The 17,858-nt window shown below is 38.3% G+C and carries 15 protein-coding genes and 1 pseudogene; 6 read left to right on the top strand and 10 right to left on the bottom strand.

What is annotated here, in order from left to right:
- Positions 1 to 158: 158 nt before the first annotated feature.
- Entirely contained in the window at positions 159 to 695 is a 537-nt protein-coding gene (locus ACFO0S_RS11125) for an isochorismatase family protein (RefSeq protein ID WP_378142132.1), read from the bottom strand.
- A 128-nt stretch (positions 696 to 823) separates the two neighbouring features.
- Entirely contained in the window at positions 824 to 1,033 is a 210-nt protein-coding gene (locus ACFO0S_RS11120; RefSeq protein WP_378142130.1) for a hypothetical protein, read from the bottom strand.
- 229 nt (positions 1,034 to 1,262) lie between these two features.
- Here ACFO0S_RS11120 and ACFO0S_RS11115 point away from each other — a divergent pair, with 229 nt between their 5' ends.
- The gene (locus tag ACFO0S_RS11115) at positions 1,263 to 1,706 is read left to right on the top strand and encodes a YybH family protein (protein WP_378142127.1); all 444 of its coding nucleotides are present in this window, start codon (positions 1,263 to 1,265) and stop codon (positions 1,704 to 1,706) included.
- Positions 1,707 to 1,768: 62 nt separating this feature from the next.
- Here ACFO0S_RS11115 and ACFO0S_RS11110 read toward each other — a convergent pair whose 3' ends face one another.
- The 7 genes and pseudogenes from ACFO0S_RS11110 to ACFO0S_RS11080 form a co-directional block, all read right to left on the bottom strand.
- Positions 1,769 to 2,692: a phosphotransferase enzyme family protein gene (locus ACFO0S_RS11110; RefSeq protein ID WP_378142125.1), complete on the bottom strand. Its 924-nt coding sequence runs from the start codon at positions 2,690 to 2,692 to the stop codon at positions 1,769 to 1,771.
- Positions 2,693 to 2,716: 24 nt separating this feature from the next.
- Positions 2,717 to 3,034: a DUF3784 domain-containing protein gene (locus ACFO0S_RS11105; protein WP_378142123.1), complete on the bottom strand. Its 318-nt coding sequence runs from the start codon at positions 3,032 to 3,034 to the stop codon at positions 2,717 to 2,719.
- Positions 3,031 to 3,528: pseudogene (locus ACFO0S_RS11100) on the bottom strand (nucleotidyltransferase family protein). Before ACFO0S_RS11100 ends, ACFO0S_RS11105 begins: the two are co-directional and overlap by 4 nt.
- A 270-nt stretch (positions 3,529 to 3,798) precedes the next feature.
- Entirely contained in the window at positions 3,799 to 4,782 is a 984-nt protein-coding gene (locus ACFO0S_RS11095; RefSeq protein ID WP_378142120.1) for an HNH endonuclease domain-containing protein, read from the bottom strand.
- A 41-nt stretch (positions 4,783 to 4,823) separates the two neighbouring features.
- Complete coding sequence (locus ACFO0S_RS11090) at positions 4,824 to 5,147, bottom strand: phosphoribosyl-ATP pyrophosphohydrolase (RefSeq protein WP_378142118.1); 324 nt, start codon at positions 5,145 to 5,147, stop codon at positions 4,824 to 4,826.
- 15 nt (positions 5,148 to 5,162) lie between these two features.
- On the bottom strand, positions 5,163 to 7,325 hold the full coding sequence (locus tag ACFO0S_RS11085) for an ATP-dependent helicase (protein WP_378142116.1): 2,163 nt from the start codon (positions 7,323 to 7,325) through the stop codon (positions 5,163 to 5,165).
- A 34-nt stretch (positions 7,326 to 7,359) separates the two neighbouring features.
- The gene (locus ACFO0S_RS11080; protein ID WP_378142114.1) at positions 7,360 to 8,562 is read right to left on the bottom strand and encodes a sigma-70 family RNA polymerase sigma factor; all 1,203 of its coding nucleotides are present in this window, start codon (positions 8,560 to 8,562) and stop codon (positions 7,360 to 7,362) included.
- Between the two features lie 71 nt (positions 8,563 to 8,633).
- Between ACFO0S_RS11080 and ACFO0S_RS11075 the strand changes: the two genes are divergently transcribed.
- The 5 genes from ACFO0S_RS11075 (at position 8,634) to ACFO0S_RS11055 (ending at position 15,533) form a co-directional block, all read left to right on the top strand.
- The gene (locus ACFO0S_RS11075; RefSeq protein WP_378142112.1) at positions 8,634 to 11,879 is read left to right on the top strand and encodes a DEAD/DEAH box helicase; all 3,246 of its coding nucleotides are present in this window, start codon (positions 8,634 to 8,636) and stop codon (positions 11,877 to 11,879) included.
- A gap of 193 nt (positions 11,880 to 12,072) precedes the next feature.
- A complete protein-coding gene (locus tag ACFO0S_RS11070; protein WP_378142110.1) occupies positions 12,073 to 12,333 on the top strand; it encodes a DUF7669 domain-containing protein in 261 nt (86 codons plus the stop codon).
- A gap of 44 nt (positions 12,334 to 12,377) precedes the next feature.
- Positions 12,378 to 13,004, top strand: a complete 627-nt coding sequence (locus ACFO0S_RS11065; RefSeq protein WP_378142109.1) for an EcsC family protein — start codon at positions 12,378 to 12,380, stop codon at positions 13,002 to 13,004.
- A gap of 31 nt (positions 13,005 to 13,035) precedes the next feature.
- Positions 13,036 to 13,629 carry a hypothetical protein gene (locus tag ACFO0S_RS11060; protein WP_378142108.1) on the top strand — a complete coding sequence of 198 codons (594 nt, stop codon included), beginning with the start codon at positions 13,036 to 13,038 and terminating at the stop codon, positions 13,627 to 13,629.
- A 332-nt stretch (positions 13,630 to 13,961) separates the two neighbouring features.
- The gene (locus ACFO0S_RS11055) at positions 13,962 to 15,533 is read left to right on the top strand and encodes an SIR2 family protein (RefSeq protein WP_378142106.1); all 1,572 of its coding nucleotides are present in this window, start codon (positions 13,962 to 13,964) and stop codon (positions 15,531 to 15,533) included.
- 613 nt (positions 15,534 to 16,146) lie between these two features.
- Here the strand turns inward: ACFO0S_RS11055 and ACFO0S_RS11050 are convergent.
- The gene (locus ACFO0S_RS11050; protein ID WP_378142104.1) at positions 16,147 to 17,778 is read right to left on the bottom strand and encodes a glycerol-3-phosphate dehydrogenase/oxidase; all 1,632 of its coding nucleotides are present in this window, start codon (positions 17,776 to 17,778) and stop codon (positions 16,147 to 16,149) included.
- Positions 17,779 to 17,858 lie beyond the last annotated feature (80 nt).

The raw sequence follows: 17,858 nt of genomic DNA, 5'->3' as shown, positions 1-17,858 counted from the left end.
ACAGCGACACCATTCTGGATTGGGATCAGACTCAATTGGAGGCGAAGCCGAACAATTGTGGCTGGTTCAAAGCCACGGGAGAATTGTGGCGATGCCTGTCCCCTAAGAATGAAAAGTGTACCCTGCTCATAATTTACATCAACCCGGCTATTACACTTTTAGACTAATTCCTCATAAACTTCCTGATACTCCTCATAATCAAGAACCTCAATCACGCTGGACCAATGCAAAGCTGTACTCACGAACTCCTTTACATCGAGTCCAGGCATTTCATATGTATCGTCCGTATTGACGGTACCGACGGCATCTTCGATATACGTTACCTGATAACCTCGGTCAAATGCAGCAATTGCCGTGAACTGAGGGCAAAACTCTGCATTGAAGCCTGTGATGAACACATGATCCACGTTTGCTTCTTCAAGGACGACAGGTAAATTGGTTTGGTAAAACGAACTCGGAGTCTGTTTTTCAATTACCACGTCCGCATATGCACGAACAGACTCATGCAACTCTGCTCCTTTGGACGCTTGGAACAAAGAATTTTCCGGTTCATCTACCACGTGTTTCATAAAAATTACGGGTAGTTTTGCTTGCTTAAATTCCTCAATCAATTTATCAATGATTGATAATTCCTGTGCAAAATCGCCCATCTTCACAATTCCATTTTGAACGTCAATGACAAGTAAAGCCTTCATATGTATTCAATCTCCCCTTGAACGTCAATTATCTTCATCCCCGATTATACCAAAAATATACATTGTATAGTTTCTTATACAAATCAAAAAGAGAAGGCTCACGTTGGGCCTTCTCTTCCTGTATCTATTTAAGAGGAAGAGTGGCCTCTATGGCCTACGTCCTCTTTATTCCTTTTCCTATCGTCTGAATCATCGCTGCGGGAGTGGTCGTTCTGGCTTGAGGAAGGCATGCGCTCTTCTTTTTCGCCCATCTCTTCATAAAACACTTGAGCGACATTGTAAGAAGTGGTTTCGCCTGCTTTTCTTACCTCGTGGGTATCGTGCGTCCGATATGCCATCATTCCAGCCTCCTTTTGTGAAACCTGTTGTCACACCTTATCAATTCCCTCTCTACTACAGAAAAAAACTGCGTCTACTGATTTGTTAGAAGACTGTCATCTATGTCACCCAATAGTAAAATATGGCAAGAAGAATCTATGATACACTTATTTTGTCTGAATAATTAAATAATAAATGATTAAAATACGTCCGGTGCATTATTTTAAAAAGACCCAAGGAGATGAGTAGATGACCACTCTATATCAGGAAGTAGACCAGGTACTCACTAATTATGCGGCAGCCGTGTACGAACAAGACGTGGAGCAATTTCTTTCCGCCTACCATGACGACGTGCACATTTATGACTGCTGGGGGAACTGGGAAATCAAAGGGCTCGCTGGATGGAGAGACAGTGTCACCGCATGGTTCACACAACTCCGTGACGACCAACATGTGGTCAAAGTCCATTTCCATAGCGTGACAACGGAAGAAAATGACCACCTGGCGTATATTTACTGCGCCGTCACCTTTACAGGATACGAGAAAGAGAGCGAAAAAGCACTGCGTCATATGACCAACCGGTTCACATTTGGTTTAACGAAAAAAGACGGGTCTTGGCTCATCACCCATGAACATTCCTCGTTGCCAATCGACCCGGAGACGGGGAAAGGGATGTTTGATTCGAAGCCTTAACGAAGCAGCACGCCTACAATAAAAGGCACTTGTTGGTCTACATCACCAGAGAGTGCCTTCACTTATATCCCCAAAAATCGTTCACCCGCTAGAAAAGGGGCAACAAACCGTTCGCACACACGCGGAATCGACTGGCGCAACCCGTCATGTTCTTCTGGATTCTTTGTTAAGAAGGTAAAGTTCCGCAGTACTTGCCACAAGTAGAACGCTTCCAGAAGTTCCACATCTATTTGAACGTCGCGCTTCTCAGCATAAGAGCACACAAAGTGTTTGCGATCGTCGGGCATCATATGGAGAAGGGGCTCTGCCAAATCAAACAGATAGTAGCCAAACCCACAGCACGAGAAGTCGATCGCGTGCAACCGGTCCTCATGGAGTAAATAATTCCCGTCATGCATGTCAGAATGAATCAACCCCCAGTTCTCTCGAGAAACCGGATGTTTCCCTACAATTTTTGTGATACATTCGGAAGCAGCCGTCATCAATTTTTCTTCCTCTGCACTCATTAGAGAAGAAGAGGCAAGGTCAGCCATCAAACTCTGAACTTGATCAACGGAATACACCGGACGAGTGAATCCCCCCGGTGGCTCCCAACGCATCGCATGCATATGAAGGGACAGAAGCAAATTGGACAATCGCTCAAGATGCCACTCCGTAAGCGTCTCCACGTGTTGACCCGCTACCCAGTGCTGCAGCGTATAAATGACGCCATCTTGCTCCGTAAAGAGTTTACCCGCTAGGTTCTGAACAGGGCGCTGCACACGAAGGTCTGTCTCTAGATCTAAAGCACGTAACCATTCCAGCTCACTCTGTACCTCTCGGGCCTGAGACTGGACATTATGCATCTTTAACAAATAATTAAAACTCCCTGAAACGATCTGGTACGCCGTGCTATCACTGGTCCCAAGAAACGTCACTTCATCTACTGTAACCCCATAATAAGTGGTCACGAGTTCCAGCACCCATTCATTCGTAAGTGTCGTCATTTACTCACATCCCTATTTCATCTCTTACTTCTTAAAGCGATTCCCCGTATTCAAATACACCAGTGTAAAAATAATCAATCCCGTCATCAGTGCAATCCCGACCCACAACAACGCCGGTATCGCGAGCCACTCACTCAGCGACAGCAGCACCATACTCAAACTGATCCCGTACAAGATCTTCCCCATGAATTTACATAGCGCCACCTCGTCATACTTCGCCTTCTCTTCCTTCGGCATCGTATTGTACCCTGCAATCAAAAACGCCCCTTTTCCGCGCGACAAGAAAAACGCCAGCACTAGAAATGGAATCACAAGTAATAAATTAATCGCAGCACCTGTCATTCAAACCCCTCCTCAATCCGTACATTCGACCACACCGACGGCCAGTCCTTCTTTCGCATCCGCTCCCGAAACACCTCACGAAGTCGAGCACTCCCTGTATAATAAGGCGACGGTCGCACCACCATCTCGAGCACGTCCGTCACACCCCAAGGCGCACATAACACAAGCTCACCCGACTCCGACAATTTCACCCCAAGTGCCGTCACCGTCTCTGGAAAATGCGCCATGCCGTCCGCAGACGAAGTGAACGATTCAAGCCCATTCACCATATGCATGCGCGCCTGATTCTTTACCGATCAGGGCACCCAAGGCATCCACTCACGCAGCGTTGTCTCATGAACTTTTTCCGTTTCTTCCCGGGTATCTGTTGGATCATAGTAAATCACATCCACATCCGGAAGCGCGCACCGCTGCCCGAACCCTTGCTGGACATCCCACACCTTGGACCGCACAAATCCCGCACACCCCCAACTGTCCGGCAACTCCAGTTTCATAGCCGTCCGAATCACTGCCATCATCTCGGCATCCGTTTTGATGGTATCCAAAATTTCCTGCTTTGTCTGTAGCATTCTGCTCAGCCTGTTCTCTTATGTCTATAGGTGGGTTACGTTTTGGGGTGGGGATGGGTTTCAAGAAAGAATGAAAACCACCCTTAAAGACCAAAAAGCCAAACTTCATGGCGGAAGTTCAGCTCTCTAATCTTAATAATGTTAATTTCATTGATTCGTATATAATCGAGAGATATTTTACGATTTAGATGTACACTATGCTTTCCACCCGATTTCAAATCCATTCACATCCGCATATTGATACAAGTCTCTTACAATCTGAAAGTGATATCCTTCAAAAGCTAATCGAACATGGATATCCTCAGATTGTTTTAGCAACACGTTTCTTGAGTGCAATTTATTAAGAAAGTTCTTATCCGGTAATTTGCTGCCCTTTTTTGAATTTAAGCTCTGAGATGTTAATACAAGATTCCATAAATCGTCTGAATGAATAAATGACCATGGAATAAAATGATCAACAGCAATACTGCGTTTTGACGAATGCAAATGAGTCTCTGTGTAGAAGCACTTTGCTCCGGTTAGCTGAATCAGCTCTTTTTGAAACTGCAACAGGGAGGACCGTTTCGTGATATTTTCGATACTTTCTATCAGAATCTGATGATCAACGAGCGGGTTTTGAATTTGAATATATTTTGTTAATTCATAGGTCGTAAGTTTGAAAATAGTTGTCTGGTATTTTCTTAAAAAGTGCAGGCTTGCATCTGAAAATCGAATAAGGCCTTCTTTTTTTGAAAACGAATAGAGTATCTTATTGGTATCCTCGAATAAGGCACCGACCACATACTTTTTAAGAATTTTGTTCGTAATTTCTTTTTCAAGAGCTGCTTGAGTTAATGGATTGATTACATCGTAGCTCACTTTAGAAGGAATGCCATATGTATTCTTGAAATTCGTTAAGATAGAGACAATTTGCGATCTATGTCCTTGTTGGTATTCATACTCGATAACGAGATTCCAGTATAACTTTGCCATTGAGTGTGCTAATTGTGAGTAGTTCAATTTTAGTTCAGCATCATTCTGATAAAGGTTTTCTAAAATCGCCCGGAGGAATCCGAATTTATAACTCGTCGTTTTAGATGATTGATTAGATAAAGCCTTTGTCACTGCCGCAAAATACTCATCGTCTGATGCGCTCTTATAGCTCATCCTTCCTTCACTTAATTGCCATCCGGCAGCCATACTTTCACCTCGCTTTTTCATATACCTTGGATAAATGTTTGCTAATCATGAACCTCAATCAAGTAAATCCCTTTATCAAACCCACCACGTTTTTCTTTCTTCTTCACAGGTACTTCCTCTAACTGTGCATAGGTGACGTTATGTAGTGGTAATGCTGCGTGAATCAGTTCAAGAATGTCAGCAAGCTCTTCAAGCGCATTTTGATTGTTCTGAGTTGCTTGGTACTCTTGAACTTCCTTCGTCAACTTTGCTTTGATTTCTTCCTCATGACGTATCTTGGACAGTATTTCCATATCGTACGTTTTTCCGTCTTTTTCGATGATTTCTAGAATTCGGTCTCGGATGAGTTTGTTGTAGATGGGCATAGGAGGACCTCATTTTTAATTTGAATAAATCTTAAGGCCTTTAAAATTTTGATTTATTTCTCTTATTGAATCAATACTCTCGAAATAAATTTTATAAGTTCCTGAGCTATCATCAATTTCTTTAATTTCACCTTTACCGAATATCGGATGTTTAACAAAAGAATTTATTTCATATAGGTTAGATTCTGAATTCTTAACCATAATAGTTTCTGGCTGAGGTGAATTATTCGTGTAAGTTTTGATTGATTCTTCAAGTAAATCTTTATCAATTTCTCCTATACGAGTAAAAATATTTTGCTTGATTTCAAATATAAATCTAGATGGTATCTTTCTTGCTCCTTGAAAAGTATAGCCTTCTGATTCTGTCATATGAAATTCTTTTTCAGCTCGCGTTACAGCCACATACGTCAAACGCCGTTCTTCTTCCAGCTTATTTAGGTCCTTTAAAGCCCTAAAGTTTGGAAGAAGCCCATCATTAAATCCTACTAAAAATACGTAAGGAAATTCCAAGCCTTTTGCTGAATGAATAGTCATTAATTTGACAGCGTCTTTTTCTTGACGCTCAGTATCTGTATATAAGCTGACTTGTTCAAGATAATCCTCTAATGTGAGTGGCTCCCCATATTCATGTTCTAGATTTTGAATCGAGAATAATAGTTCGGCAATATTGTCTATTCTGTCTTGGTCTCCTTCAGTCCTTAATAAAATATCATATCCGCTTTGATCTAATATATCCCTTAGGATTTCTGAAACCTTCATTTTGGAATACTCTTTTTTAAACTTTTCAATGACAGCAATGTAAGACTCGATATCAGTTCCCGAAAATGCATTTCGATCACTTATTAATAACGTATTGTATAACGTATTATCATTCCCATCAGCAATTTCTTTCAGTTTTTTCAATTTTACTTTTCCAAATTTTCTTTTGGGCATATTTACAGTCCTCAAAAATGATAAGTCATCAGAGTAAATAACCATTTTCAAATATGCTAAAGCATCTTTAATTTCTCTTCTTTCAAAAAAACTAACTCCGCTTAACACAACATACGGAACATCTTCTTGTAGAAGGCCTTGCTCTATAAATCTAGAAACATTATTTGCACGATATAGTATACAAAAATCCTTAAAGTTTGCACTTTTAGTGGTTATATAAGAGTTTATGGTAGAAATCACATACTTCGTTTCTTCAAACTCATTCTTTCCATGGAAATGGACTGTTTGAATACCATTTGGATTTTCAGTAAATAGATCCTTGTCTATGCGTAATTTATTATTTTTAATTATCTTGTTACTTAGATCCAGTATTTCAGGAGTAGAGCGGTAATTTTGATTAAGTATTATAGTTTTGACATTCTGATGATTTTTATCAAAATTAATCAAATATTGAGGTTTAGCGCCTCTCCAGGTGTAGATTGTCTGATCGGGGTCACCAACAACAAACAAGTTATTATTTTTTTGTGCTAAGCGGGATACAAAAGCGTATTGTTGATCACTACAGTCTTGAAATTCATCGACTTGTATATAATGAAGACGACTTTGCCACTTTTTAAGAGTATCTAAATGATTATCGAATAAATACATAACAAAATTTAAGATGTCTTGGAAATCGAGAGCAAAATATTTTCTTTGTTTATATAAATATTTCCTGATTACAATGTCCAAGGTGGTCATTGAATCATCGAATGTAATCCCCTTTGTCGGATCAACTAACCAAGATATGTATTTTGGATTCAGCTTAAATAAACTTATCTTTCTAAGTAACTCTTTAAACTTCATAAATTTGATAGTTAAATTTAATTCTTCATATATTTCACGAAGGATAGTCTTTTGGTCTTCAGTGTCAATAATTGAGAAGTTTTTGGGATAATTGATGTGGTGAATATCTTCTTTAAGTATTTTCACTCCGAATCCGTGGAAAGTACTTATATAAATACCTTCAGATTGCTCATGTAATAATCGCTTGATACGTTTTCTCATTTCATTGGCAGCTTTATTGGTAAAAGTAACGCAAAGAATATTTTGTGTTGAGATGCCTAGTCCTTCAACGAGGTAAGCATAACGATTAGTTAAAACTTTTGTTTTTCCTGAACCAGCACCAGCCAAAACACGAATATATCCTTCAGTTGAACTAACCGCATCAATTTGCGGAGGATTTAAATTCTCAAAGTATTTTTCCATGAATTTCTCCTAAATATTTGGATTGTGATACATTTTATGAATCTATAAAATCAATTAATAGTTTACTTCTTGAAGGGTGTTGCAACTTTCTCAGAGCTTTCGCTTCAATTTGACGAATGCGCTCACGAGTGACTCCAAATATTTTGCCTACTTCTTCAAGAGTTTTGGATTCTCCGCCATCGAGTCCAAAACGACTAATGATGACCTCACGTTCACGACCTTTTAAATCGCTCATCACTTTCGCTAACTCTTCTGATAATGCATTGTGGTCGATTGTACGTTCAACATCAAAATATTGTATGATAGCGTGACTAAGAAGGATATTGTCAGCTGAGTCCAGGTTGATAAAGTCCATTAATTCGGAGTCCTCTGATTCACCAATTACTTGATTTAGAGAAACATCATGTAAAAAGTTATTCTCGATTGTTTTAAGTTTATAATATTGCTCTCTAGATATTTCTTGAGATTCAAGTTGTTCATATAAATCTTCTGTTTCGGGGGTCATTAGAAATTCACGTTCAATCCTGCGCATTTTATTAATTTTTTCAAACATATGAACGGGAATACGGATAATATTTGATTTATCAGCGATTGCTCGAGTAATTGATTGTCTAATCCAATGGGTGGCATAAGTTGAAAAGTGAAAACCTCTTGAAATATCGAACCGATCTATGGCTTTCAACAATCCTAAATTACCTTCATTCACTAAGTCATCGTGAGTTAGGGATTTTCCAGCAATCCCTTGATATCTGATGGCAATTTTGTTCACAAGATTTTGATTATTCTCCACTAACTTTTCTACAATCTCCTCGTGTCTTTCAGGAGATTCAATTAAATATTCAAATAGTTCACCATTTTGGTGGTATGAAGTAAATAAACTTACATCTTCAACTTTCTTTAAAAATTCTTCTGACTCTAAAAATTGATTGAGATCAAAATCACTCTCCTGCTTCTCCTCAACATCTTCAACAATTGTCACAGCTATTTCTTTCAGAGGTTTGTAACTAGTATAAATTTCACCAATTTTTTCAATATTATTTGATTTATCAGAAAATTCATAGGAAAAAAAGGAGTACCCTTTACTAATCAAATAAGTCTCTAAATAATTTTTATCAATGGGCTCAGTTACCTCTAAAATTTGCATCAATTTTAGTGAAATCTCTGGAATATTAACCATTTGAGATTTATTTGGATAGTCAGAGTCCAATAATTTAATTATCTTATTGATTAATTCCATAAACTCACCTCATCTATATGTGAAATTTTTCCTTAGAGTAAGTATAATGGAATTCAAGGGGAGGTTCAATTATGCATCCAAATTTACTAGTTACTGAAGAAAATCTATTAAATCTAATTGACGACTCGAATTCAACTAACACACTGTTTGTATTAACTGGTTTTACTCCGGAAGATGTAGCTGGCTTAGATGATTACAAATTATTAGATTATGCGTACCCAATTAAGCTTGAAAAAATCATGCCCAAAAACCCTGAAAGTCTACAAAAAGTAGTCAGCTTTATAGCTGACCCCAAGCAAAGATTTTGTTGGGTTACTATTGAAGAATATTTGTCACAAATACATAATTCGTTGAACAGCTTTTTAGATGTGAAGTTTATTTATAACAACTTGTATTTCCGTACGTTTCCTCTTCACTATACAATTTCAAATTTGGAAGAGTTGATTCAAGATTATTCCAATGACGATCAAGATGTAAGAAGTGGAAACTTTACTGGTATATCGGCTATATATAGCTCGATTGTTCAGCTCGACAAAGTTTACGTATCATATAGTTTAGAAGAAGAATTTTTAGAAGAGTGGATTCCGTTTTTAACCGTTTCCGAACAACAAAGCATTGTTAAAGAAGTGGGAGAAGCATCCTATGATTCATCAATTGAGATTTCTGAAGATGAACAGCCTTTTCTTGAATTGATAAATTTTGTTTTGGAAGGTACCAAAGGACATAATATTGAACTTATTCACTCGAATAACATGGATTTACTCCTAAACAATTATGCGGAGAGAATTGAACTATTAAGATTCTTATTTCCTCAAAAGAATTTTAAGGTGTCTAAGAAGAGCATTAATCTAAAAAATGTAGATGAATCACTTTATACACAATATTTAATGAAGTATTGGGGATATAATCGATTCAGAGAATTAGAGATTTATAAAGATCCGGATAATTCTAATGAAGTTATCAAGGTGAGTCAGGCTCAAATTATTGACGATATTGTAGAAGAAGTAGAGAAAGCTAGAAACAATCAACCCTTCCGAGATGTGTTTGTGACCTCGCCAACAGGAGCGGGTAAATCGGTTATGTTCCAATTACCTTCACTTATGCTTTTTGAAAAATATAAGCTTTTGACAATTGTTATATCGCCTCTAATAGGGCTGATGAAAGATCAGGTAGATAATCTTCAGGAACGAGGAATAAACAATACGGCAACTATCAACTCAAATATAACTCCGATGGAAAAGATGGAGATACAACAAAAGATTCAAAACAATGAATTGGCAATCCTATATATTTCTCCCGAAACGCTACTTAGCCGCTCCGACATCAAAATGTTAATTGGGGATACAACGAAAGTGGGATTATTCATTGTGGATGAAGCCCACATCGTCACAACATGGGGGAAAGCATTCCGTTCAGATTATTGGTATTTAGGCACCTACTTACAAAAAATGCGTAAAGAAATGAAATTTCCGATTGCTACTTTTACTGCCACAGCTATATACGGTGGAGAAGAAGATATGTATAAAGAAACTCGGGACAGCCTGGGGTTAATCAAACCTAAAGTTTATCTGGGTAAAGTTCGTCGAGAAGATTTAGCTGTAAGAATTCAAGCGACTGATAAAGAAATGAAAGATGGGCAGTATCAACGTACCAAGTTTTTGATTACAGCTGAAAGATTGAAGAGTTTAGTTAAAAACGAGGAAAAAGTATTAGTGTATTTCCCGACTATACCGCTGATTCATAACTTTAAAATTTATCTCGAAGAAAATCATCCGCGACTAGCAGGAAAGGTCGGCGTTTATTACGGCAGGCTCAGTAAAGAAGAGAAAGAGAAAAATACCGAGCTATTTAAAAATGGTGAACTAAAAGTGATGCTCGCAACAAAAGCATTTGGTATGGGAATCGATATCTCTGACATACATCACGTTTATCATTATGCTCCGACAGGTAATGTCTGTGATTATGTTCAAGAGATAGGACGTGCAGCTCGAGATCCTCGAATTGACGGGAAAGCTCACTTTGATTACTTGAAAAATGATTTTTCTCATATTAAAAAATTGCATGGTATGTCCATCATTCGAAAAAATCAACTCCAGATGGTAGCACAAAAAATATTTAGTGTATACAAAGAGAAGAAGTATTCGCGTAACTTACTTGTAAGTGTTGATGACTTTGCATATATCTTCGCTGAAAACAATGTGAACGACATGGATGGGGATGTAGAAGGAAAATTAAAAACGGGTCTTCTGCTAATCGAAAAAGATTTTGTGAATCGCATTGGGTACTCACCATTTGTTGCTAGACCCAGAGGAATATTCTCGAGAGAATATTTTCAAGTGACAGAAACAGCTGAAAAGAAGCTTGATTTAGTAAAGAACTCGAGAATAGCTAAGAAAGTAAAAGAAATGCCCCATGGAAATAAATACACGGCTATTTATGAGTTGAACTTAAAAGAGATATGGGAAAAAGATTATCGCAAGTTGTCTTTCCCTGAATTTAAATATCATTTTCATAAGAAAGACAATCGCATTAAACTGGATTACTTGCAAGAAATAGACCCTGTATTGCTTGTACAATTCACACCTAAAAATCAGTCTCTTGACTTTAGTATCAATCAGACTGTAACGAGACTAAATAAGATTGCGAAGTTCTTTTCGGGTCAGATCTTGACTCAAAAGTTTTTCCAATTAGAACACTTTGCTGAATTTTTGACGAGAGAAATGAAAATCAACTCGTACGAATCACAAAATGTGGCGCATACCATTTTGCAGGCAATGTCGCGTTACGATCGTTTAGGGCAGAATTCTAATGCGCGCAATATTCTCTACAAAGAGGATACAAAAGGTTATCAGATTAGACCGTCGTTTGATGATTTCTTCTCGTTTGTAAATAAACAGGTTAACTTTTATTTTGGTGGAAGTTCTCTGCACCAAGATTTGGATAAACAATATTATATCTATTTATCTAAGTCTAGTAGAGATACAACTGAAAAGATGTCTATCATATTCGGACTTCTTGAATCACTGGGAGGATTAAGTTATCAGATTCAAGGTGGTAATAACCCTGAGATATACATTCGGATCAACTCCACCCTTCAACTAGAAAGTATGATCAAACATCCTGAGCGATATCAAAACAAAATTTTAAACTCTGTTCACTACCGACATAAATTAAGTGTGGCTATGCTATCGCATATTTTTGAATCTCAAATGCCAACTGAAGAATTTTGGGATGTGATTGAGGAGTATTTTTTAGGCAAAGTACCTGATCAAGTAATCGAAGCAGTGAAGAATAGTAAAGCTGAATTCAAGCGTTAAGACAAGCTCATCGGAGAAGCAATTTAATTACCATGTATTGAAAAAATAAATGGCGTTGTAGACTTTTTATAAAAGAGTCTATTACGCTGTTTTCCTTATTGATCATCTAAGAAAACGTTAAGAGTGGATATGATAGGCATAGCGCGTCGCTAAATCATATATGTAAATTTATCCGAACTAGGGGTGTAGCGAGATGAATTATAAAACTACGTGTAGAGAAGAATTGTTAACAACGATGAAGGAATTTGTGAAACGAACAGGAAGAAATGAGTTTACTGTTCTAGAAGTGCTAGATGAGATGCATAAAAGAGAGAGCATCTATAAAGAATCTACTATCCGAACGCATCTAACTAGTAAATGTAGGGTAGGGGCTCCTACACATCACACTGTTACTTTTGAGGACTATGTGAGAGTGGGGAAAGGGAAATATGCGTTTCACTCCACACATTTATAAAAGTCATTGTACATTATAAAAAAATTGTTCTTGAGGAGAACCTTATGAAAATAAAAGAAACGTTAACAGAAGCAAAAATCACAGACTTATTAAACTGGACATATGAAAAATCGATTAATGGTTTGCCTGGTACTGATTCAGCATATGAATTAGCTGAGAATTTTCTTGCGAAGCATGATACAACTGATAAAGCTATTGATAGTTTAATTAGATGGCAAAATACAAAGTCTGGGACAAGTGGGTTTCTAACAGGTCTAGGTGGATTACTCACATTGCCAGTCACTATACCAGCAAATATCGCGTCGGTTATGTACGTACAAATGAGGATGATTGCGGCTATTGCGCATATGAAAGGTTATGATCTGAAAGACGATCAAGTCAAAACCTTCGTTTTTGTTTGTTTAACCGGCAAATCCGCAACAGACATTTTGAAGCAAGCAGGAATGAAGGCTGGCCAGTTAGCTGCTAGGCAGGCTATCAAGAAAATTCCGGGTGAAGCTCTAAAAGTAATCAATAAAAGAGTAGGATTTAGACTAGTAACGAAGTTCGGCGAAAAAGGTATCGTTAATTTAGGAAAGGCAGTCCCATTGGTTGGTGGCGTAATAGGAGGCACGGTGGATAGCATAGGAACAAATGTAATTGGTAAAACAGCAAAAAAAGTTTTTGTGTGATGTTAATACTAATCGTATAGGAAGTGACCCAATGCCTAAAATTCCATTAACAATTCTCAAAGAACTTGGTACCAAAGGAATCGACTATGCCAAGAAGAATCCGGAGACAGTAAAGACAGCGTTGGCCGCTGCGCCTTTGATGCTCAAGGGACTGAAAGAATTAAATGATAAAAAGCACGAATGGCACTTAAACAAGATGAAGAAGAAAACGGAGCTCGGGAAAGTAGAGTACCGGGACATACGCTATATGCGGTATCAAGATCATATCCTTCCTAACTTGGATGCATATACCTATATGAAATTGGATGAGTGTATCTCTGAAGTGGAGAGTTTTATAATCCGGCTGTCGGATGAGATGACGGTGATTAAGAGACCAAAGCTGATGCCGCGTATTGCCAAATGGCAGAAGGTGAAGGCGCAGTTAGAGAGTCACCGAGATGTGAGGTTCTATACAGAGTTGATGCGAATCAATGAAGACGCAACGTATGAGAGTGACTTCTTATCGAAGAATGTGCAAGAGCACTTTAGAGAGCTCCCGACACTCGATGGCCGAAAAGAATTTGTACTTCAGTTTACAAATAAGGATGAAGAAAAAGTGGCAATGGATTTTTTGAAGTATAACTGATTAAGTCCAATCATCGATAGTGCGGGACAGGCATCGCGACAATTTTAGAGTGGCTATGTCCCAGCCACATAAATGTACCATCTCGAAGGTGTTTTATACTGTCTCATTAAATTAGGTTAGTCTACTTTTTAATGTGGATTTTTAGGTTCTACAATCTATCAATCTCGCCATTGTATAAACTATATTATGTACACATAACAAACTAGTACAACATTTTAAGAATAGTCTAAAATGATTTAATTAGAAAATTATAATAATTTATTAGTTGGAAATTCACTCTGTATAAAATAAAATGAGAATATGAAAGAACGTAAGTTCGGGGGGTGTGGGAAATGATTAAGGATGTGGAGAACTTCTTTACTCAACGGTTCAATGAATATACTACATTGCCATTTTTATTTGTGGGTGCTGGATTATCACGAAGATATTTAGATTCCAATAGTTGGATTGGGTTGCTGAAAGAATATGCAGCAATAACAAAAATGAATGAATTTGGATTCGAATTATATGTAGAGGATTTAAAAGATATGGATCTTAAAGTTGGCCTCAATCCAAAATTAGCAACAATGATTGAGTCAGATTTTAATAAATTATGGTTAACAGATGAAAAATTCAAAAAAGAGCGAGCAGATTATGGAAGTTTAGTGAAAAGCGGTGTGTCTCCTTTTAAGCTTTCAATAGCTAATAGTCTTAAAAACAAAGAGTCATTGGATTCAGCAGAAATTCAAGATGAAATCGCGTTATTGAGAGAGTTAAAGAACAATCATGTTGGGGGTATTATTACTACAAACTACGATACTTTCATCGAAAATATCTTTGATGATTATAATGTTTACATTGGTCAGAATGAACTAATTTTTTCCACGTTATACGGTATCTCAGAAATTTATAAAATTCATGGTTGTGTTAGTTCACCAGCATCAATTGTTATCAATGAAGAGGACTATATAGGTTACTTGGAGAAAAACGCATATTTAGCAGCCAAAATTTTAACGGTCTTTTTAGAACATCCTGTCGTTTTTCTTGGCTATTCAATTAATGATTCCAATATTGAAGCAATACTAAGGTCTATCGTTGAATGTTTAAACCCTGATCATTTAGAGGTTTTAAAAGAAAGATTAATATTTATCGAATGGAATGATACGGATAAGGAGGATGCGATTACGACCTATCAAAAGAGTTTTTCTAATGGGAAATATCTTGAGATGACTCATGTACTTTTGAAAGATTTTTCAATTTTGTATAGAGGGATGAAGAGTGTAAAGGCTTCTTATAGTGCTCCATTACTTAGAAAACTGAAAGAAGAAATCTATGAATTAGTTTTAACATCAGAGCCTAGCAATAGTTTAAGAGTAATTAACATAAATGATGATGATAAGTTTGAAGATATTGAAGTAGTTATGGGAATAGGAGTGATTAAAAGCTTCGCTGAAAAGGGATATGAAGGAATTGCTGTTAAAGAAATTTATGAAGATATATTATATGATAATAAAGCTTTTGATCCTGATCAAATAATAAATAAAGCACTACCTATGCTACTTAAAAGACATAGTAACAGCATTCCATTTTATAAATACATTAAAACTTATGAGGGTAATTTGCCAATTGAAATTGAAAAAGAAGTAAAACACAAAATAGATGAATTTTTAAACAGAACACTGCTTCAAAGCAAGAGTAAATTTAATCTAGCTGATAGTAGTGTCAAATACATCGTAGAAACTTTCCCATCTGAAAAAGCATTAGAATACTTGTGTTATTTAGAAGAAGAACAAATAGAGGTAAATTTATTAAATAGCTATTTGAGAAGCCTATGGGACGATAATCCTGAAATACTGAGTGATAAAAGAATGGCAACTAAGTTTAGACGTATAGTAAAAATTATGGATTGGTTAAAACATAAATAACAAAACCTCTAGAATAGTGGTAAGGGATAGACACTTACGACTTACTCCAGAGGTTCTTTTAATGCCGAAAAGTGGCAAGGAGTATACACTCGCGACTTTTCTTTGCACTGTAAATATTTACGCAAACTAAATTTAACATATACATCAAAACGGGTCAATAATTTTATTTATAACTAAAATTGAAGTGAAAATACAAATTAGAGAGAAAGGAAATAACACTATAAGTCGAATTAGAGTAGAAAGCTTCACTTCCAAAGGGAGTGAGGCTTTTGGGTTTTGAGGAAGGGTCTGTGTATCTCGAGAAAACATCGATTCCACGGGACAGGCATCGCCACAATTCTAGAGCGGCTTTTTCCCAGCCACAATTGTTCGGCATGGCCTCCAATTGAGTCTGGCAAAAAACCAGAATGGTGTCGCTATCTGTCCCGGGATGGGGGTGGGGTCTGCGGCGGGCTAGCGCCCGCCTTAACCATAGGGAACCGAGTATAGTGAACAGGACAAAGTTGAATAAAAATAGAAAGCTGCACTTCCCCGATGATACTCTCAGCGAGAAAATGCAGCTTTTTAACATTGGTATTTTAATTATAGGCATTATACTCTTTACACTACGCCCTTACTCCACCGGCTCAACCGCCTGCTCGAGTAGTAACTCTAATTCATCTTTGTAGAATGCCAGCTGTTCTGGAGACCATGAGAACGTGTCGCTCAAATAGTGCAGAACAGCTTCTTTCTTCGCTCGTACCCAATCGATGTGGAAGAACAGCGCTCCGGTTCGGCGGACGAAGAAGTCTGCGGGCGTGACAATCATTTCTTCATGAATGGCATATGATAGCACCGCAGAAGTGAACGGGTCCAACGAATGAGTAGGCGCTTCTTGATAGTATTTAAAAACGTTTTGTACATTCGAACCGTAGCGACGGATAAGAAGTTCGGCCTCTTTTTCAGGGATTCCTAGTTCACGGGCTTGTTCCATCTTTTGTTTTTTGAAATACGGAAATCCTTTCGATCCGCCTACGTCTCCGCCTGAGAGGGGGAGGTGCTTGGTTTGCGTGCGCACGGCCTCTTTCTGTTGAATCGAAAGGACACGGTCAACAATTTGTTCGGCCATCTTCCGGTACCCTGTCAATTTACCTCCTGCAATCGAAAGCAGACCACTCTCAGATTCAAATACTTCATCTTTTCGAGAAATCTCAGATGGCGACTTTCCGTCTTCGTGAATGAGGGGGCGGAGGCCTGACCAGCTCGATTCCATGTCTTCGAGTGAAATGTGTAATTCGGGAAATTGATAGTTGATGGCTGAGAGCACGTAGTTAACGTCGTCTGTCGTCAGTGTCGGATGGACCACGTCTCCTTCGTAAACTGTATCGGTTGTCCCGACGTACGTTTTGCCATCTCGTGGAATAGCAAAAATCATACGGCCGTCTTGTGTATCAAAATAAATGGCTTGTTGCAAAGGAAACGTCGCGTGGTCGAACACTAAGTGAACGCCCTTAGTTAGTAGCAGCGACTTTTCAGTTCGTGACCCGTCCTCTTCGCGCAGTATGTCTACCCAAGGACCGGCTGCATTGACGACAGTCGTGGCATAGGATTTGAATTTCTCGTGCGTCAGCCGGTCTTCCAACTGAACGCCGACAATCTTTCCTTCCTCATACACGAACGAAGTCACTTTCATATAGTTCAAGGCGAGAGCGCCTAGTTCGACGGCTTTTTTTAACACTTCAATCGTCAAGCGCGCATCATCTGTTTTGTATTCCACATAATAGCCGGCACCTTTTAGATTTTCTTTTTTAAGGAGAGGTTCTTTTGTGAGTGCTTCCTCTACGGAGAGCATTTTTCGGCGTTCCGCTTTTTTCACGCCTGCTAAAAAGTCGTAGACTCGCAGTCCTACGTTCGTGCTTAGAGGGCCGAAAGTTCCTCCTTTATAGAACGGCAGCATCATCCATTCAGGTGTAGTTATGTGCGGTCCATTTTCATAGACAATTTCGCGTTCTTTTCCCACTTCAGCCACGATTCCGATTTCAAATTGCTTGAGGTAACGTAACCCGCCATGCACAAGTTTTGTAGAGCGACTGGATGTTCCTGCCGCAAAATCCTGCATTTCAACTAACGCAACTTTCAATCCTCGACTGATGGCGTCCAGTGCAATGCCGGCACCTGTAATGCCTCCGCCAATGACAAGTAAATCAAAGGATTCGGATTGCAATTGTTGTATGTGTTTCTCTCTGTCTACATTTGAAAATCCCATGGATTTCACTCCTTTTTGGACAACGAAAAAAGAGACCACAAATCACCTTGCATCTATTGCTAGATGAAAGGGAAGTGGTC

The organism is Chryseomicrobium palamuruense (genome assembly GCF_042649045.1).
In the GTDB taxonomy this organism is placed as follows: domain Bacteria; phylum Bacillota; class Bacilli; order Bacillales_A; family Planococcaceae; genus Chryseomicrobium; species Chryseomicrobium palamuruense.
The sequence above is the reverse complement of the archived record's forward strand: the minus strand, read 5'-3'. Positions and strand labels throughout refer to the sequence as shown.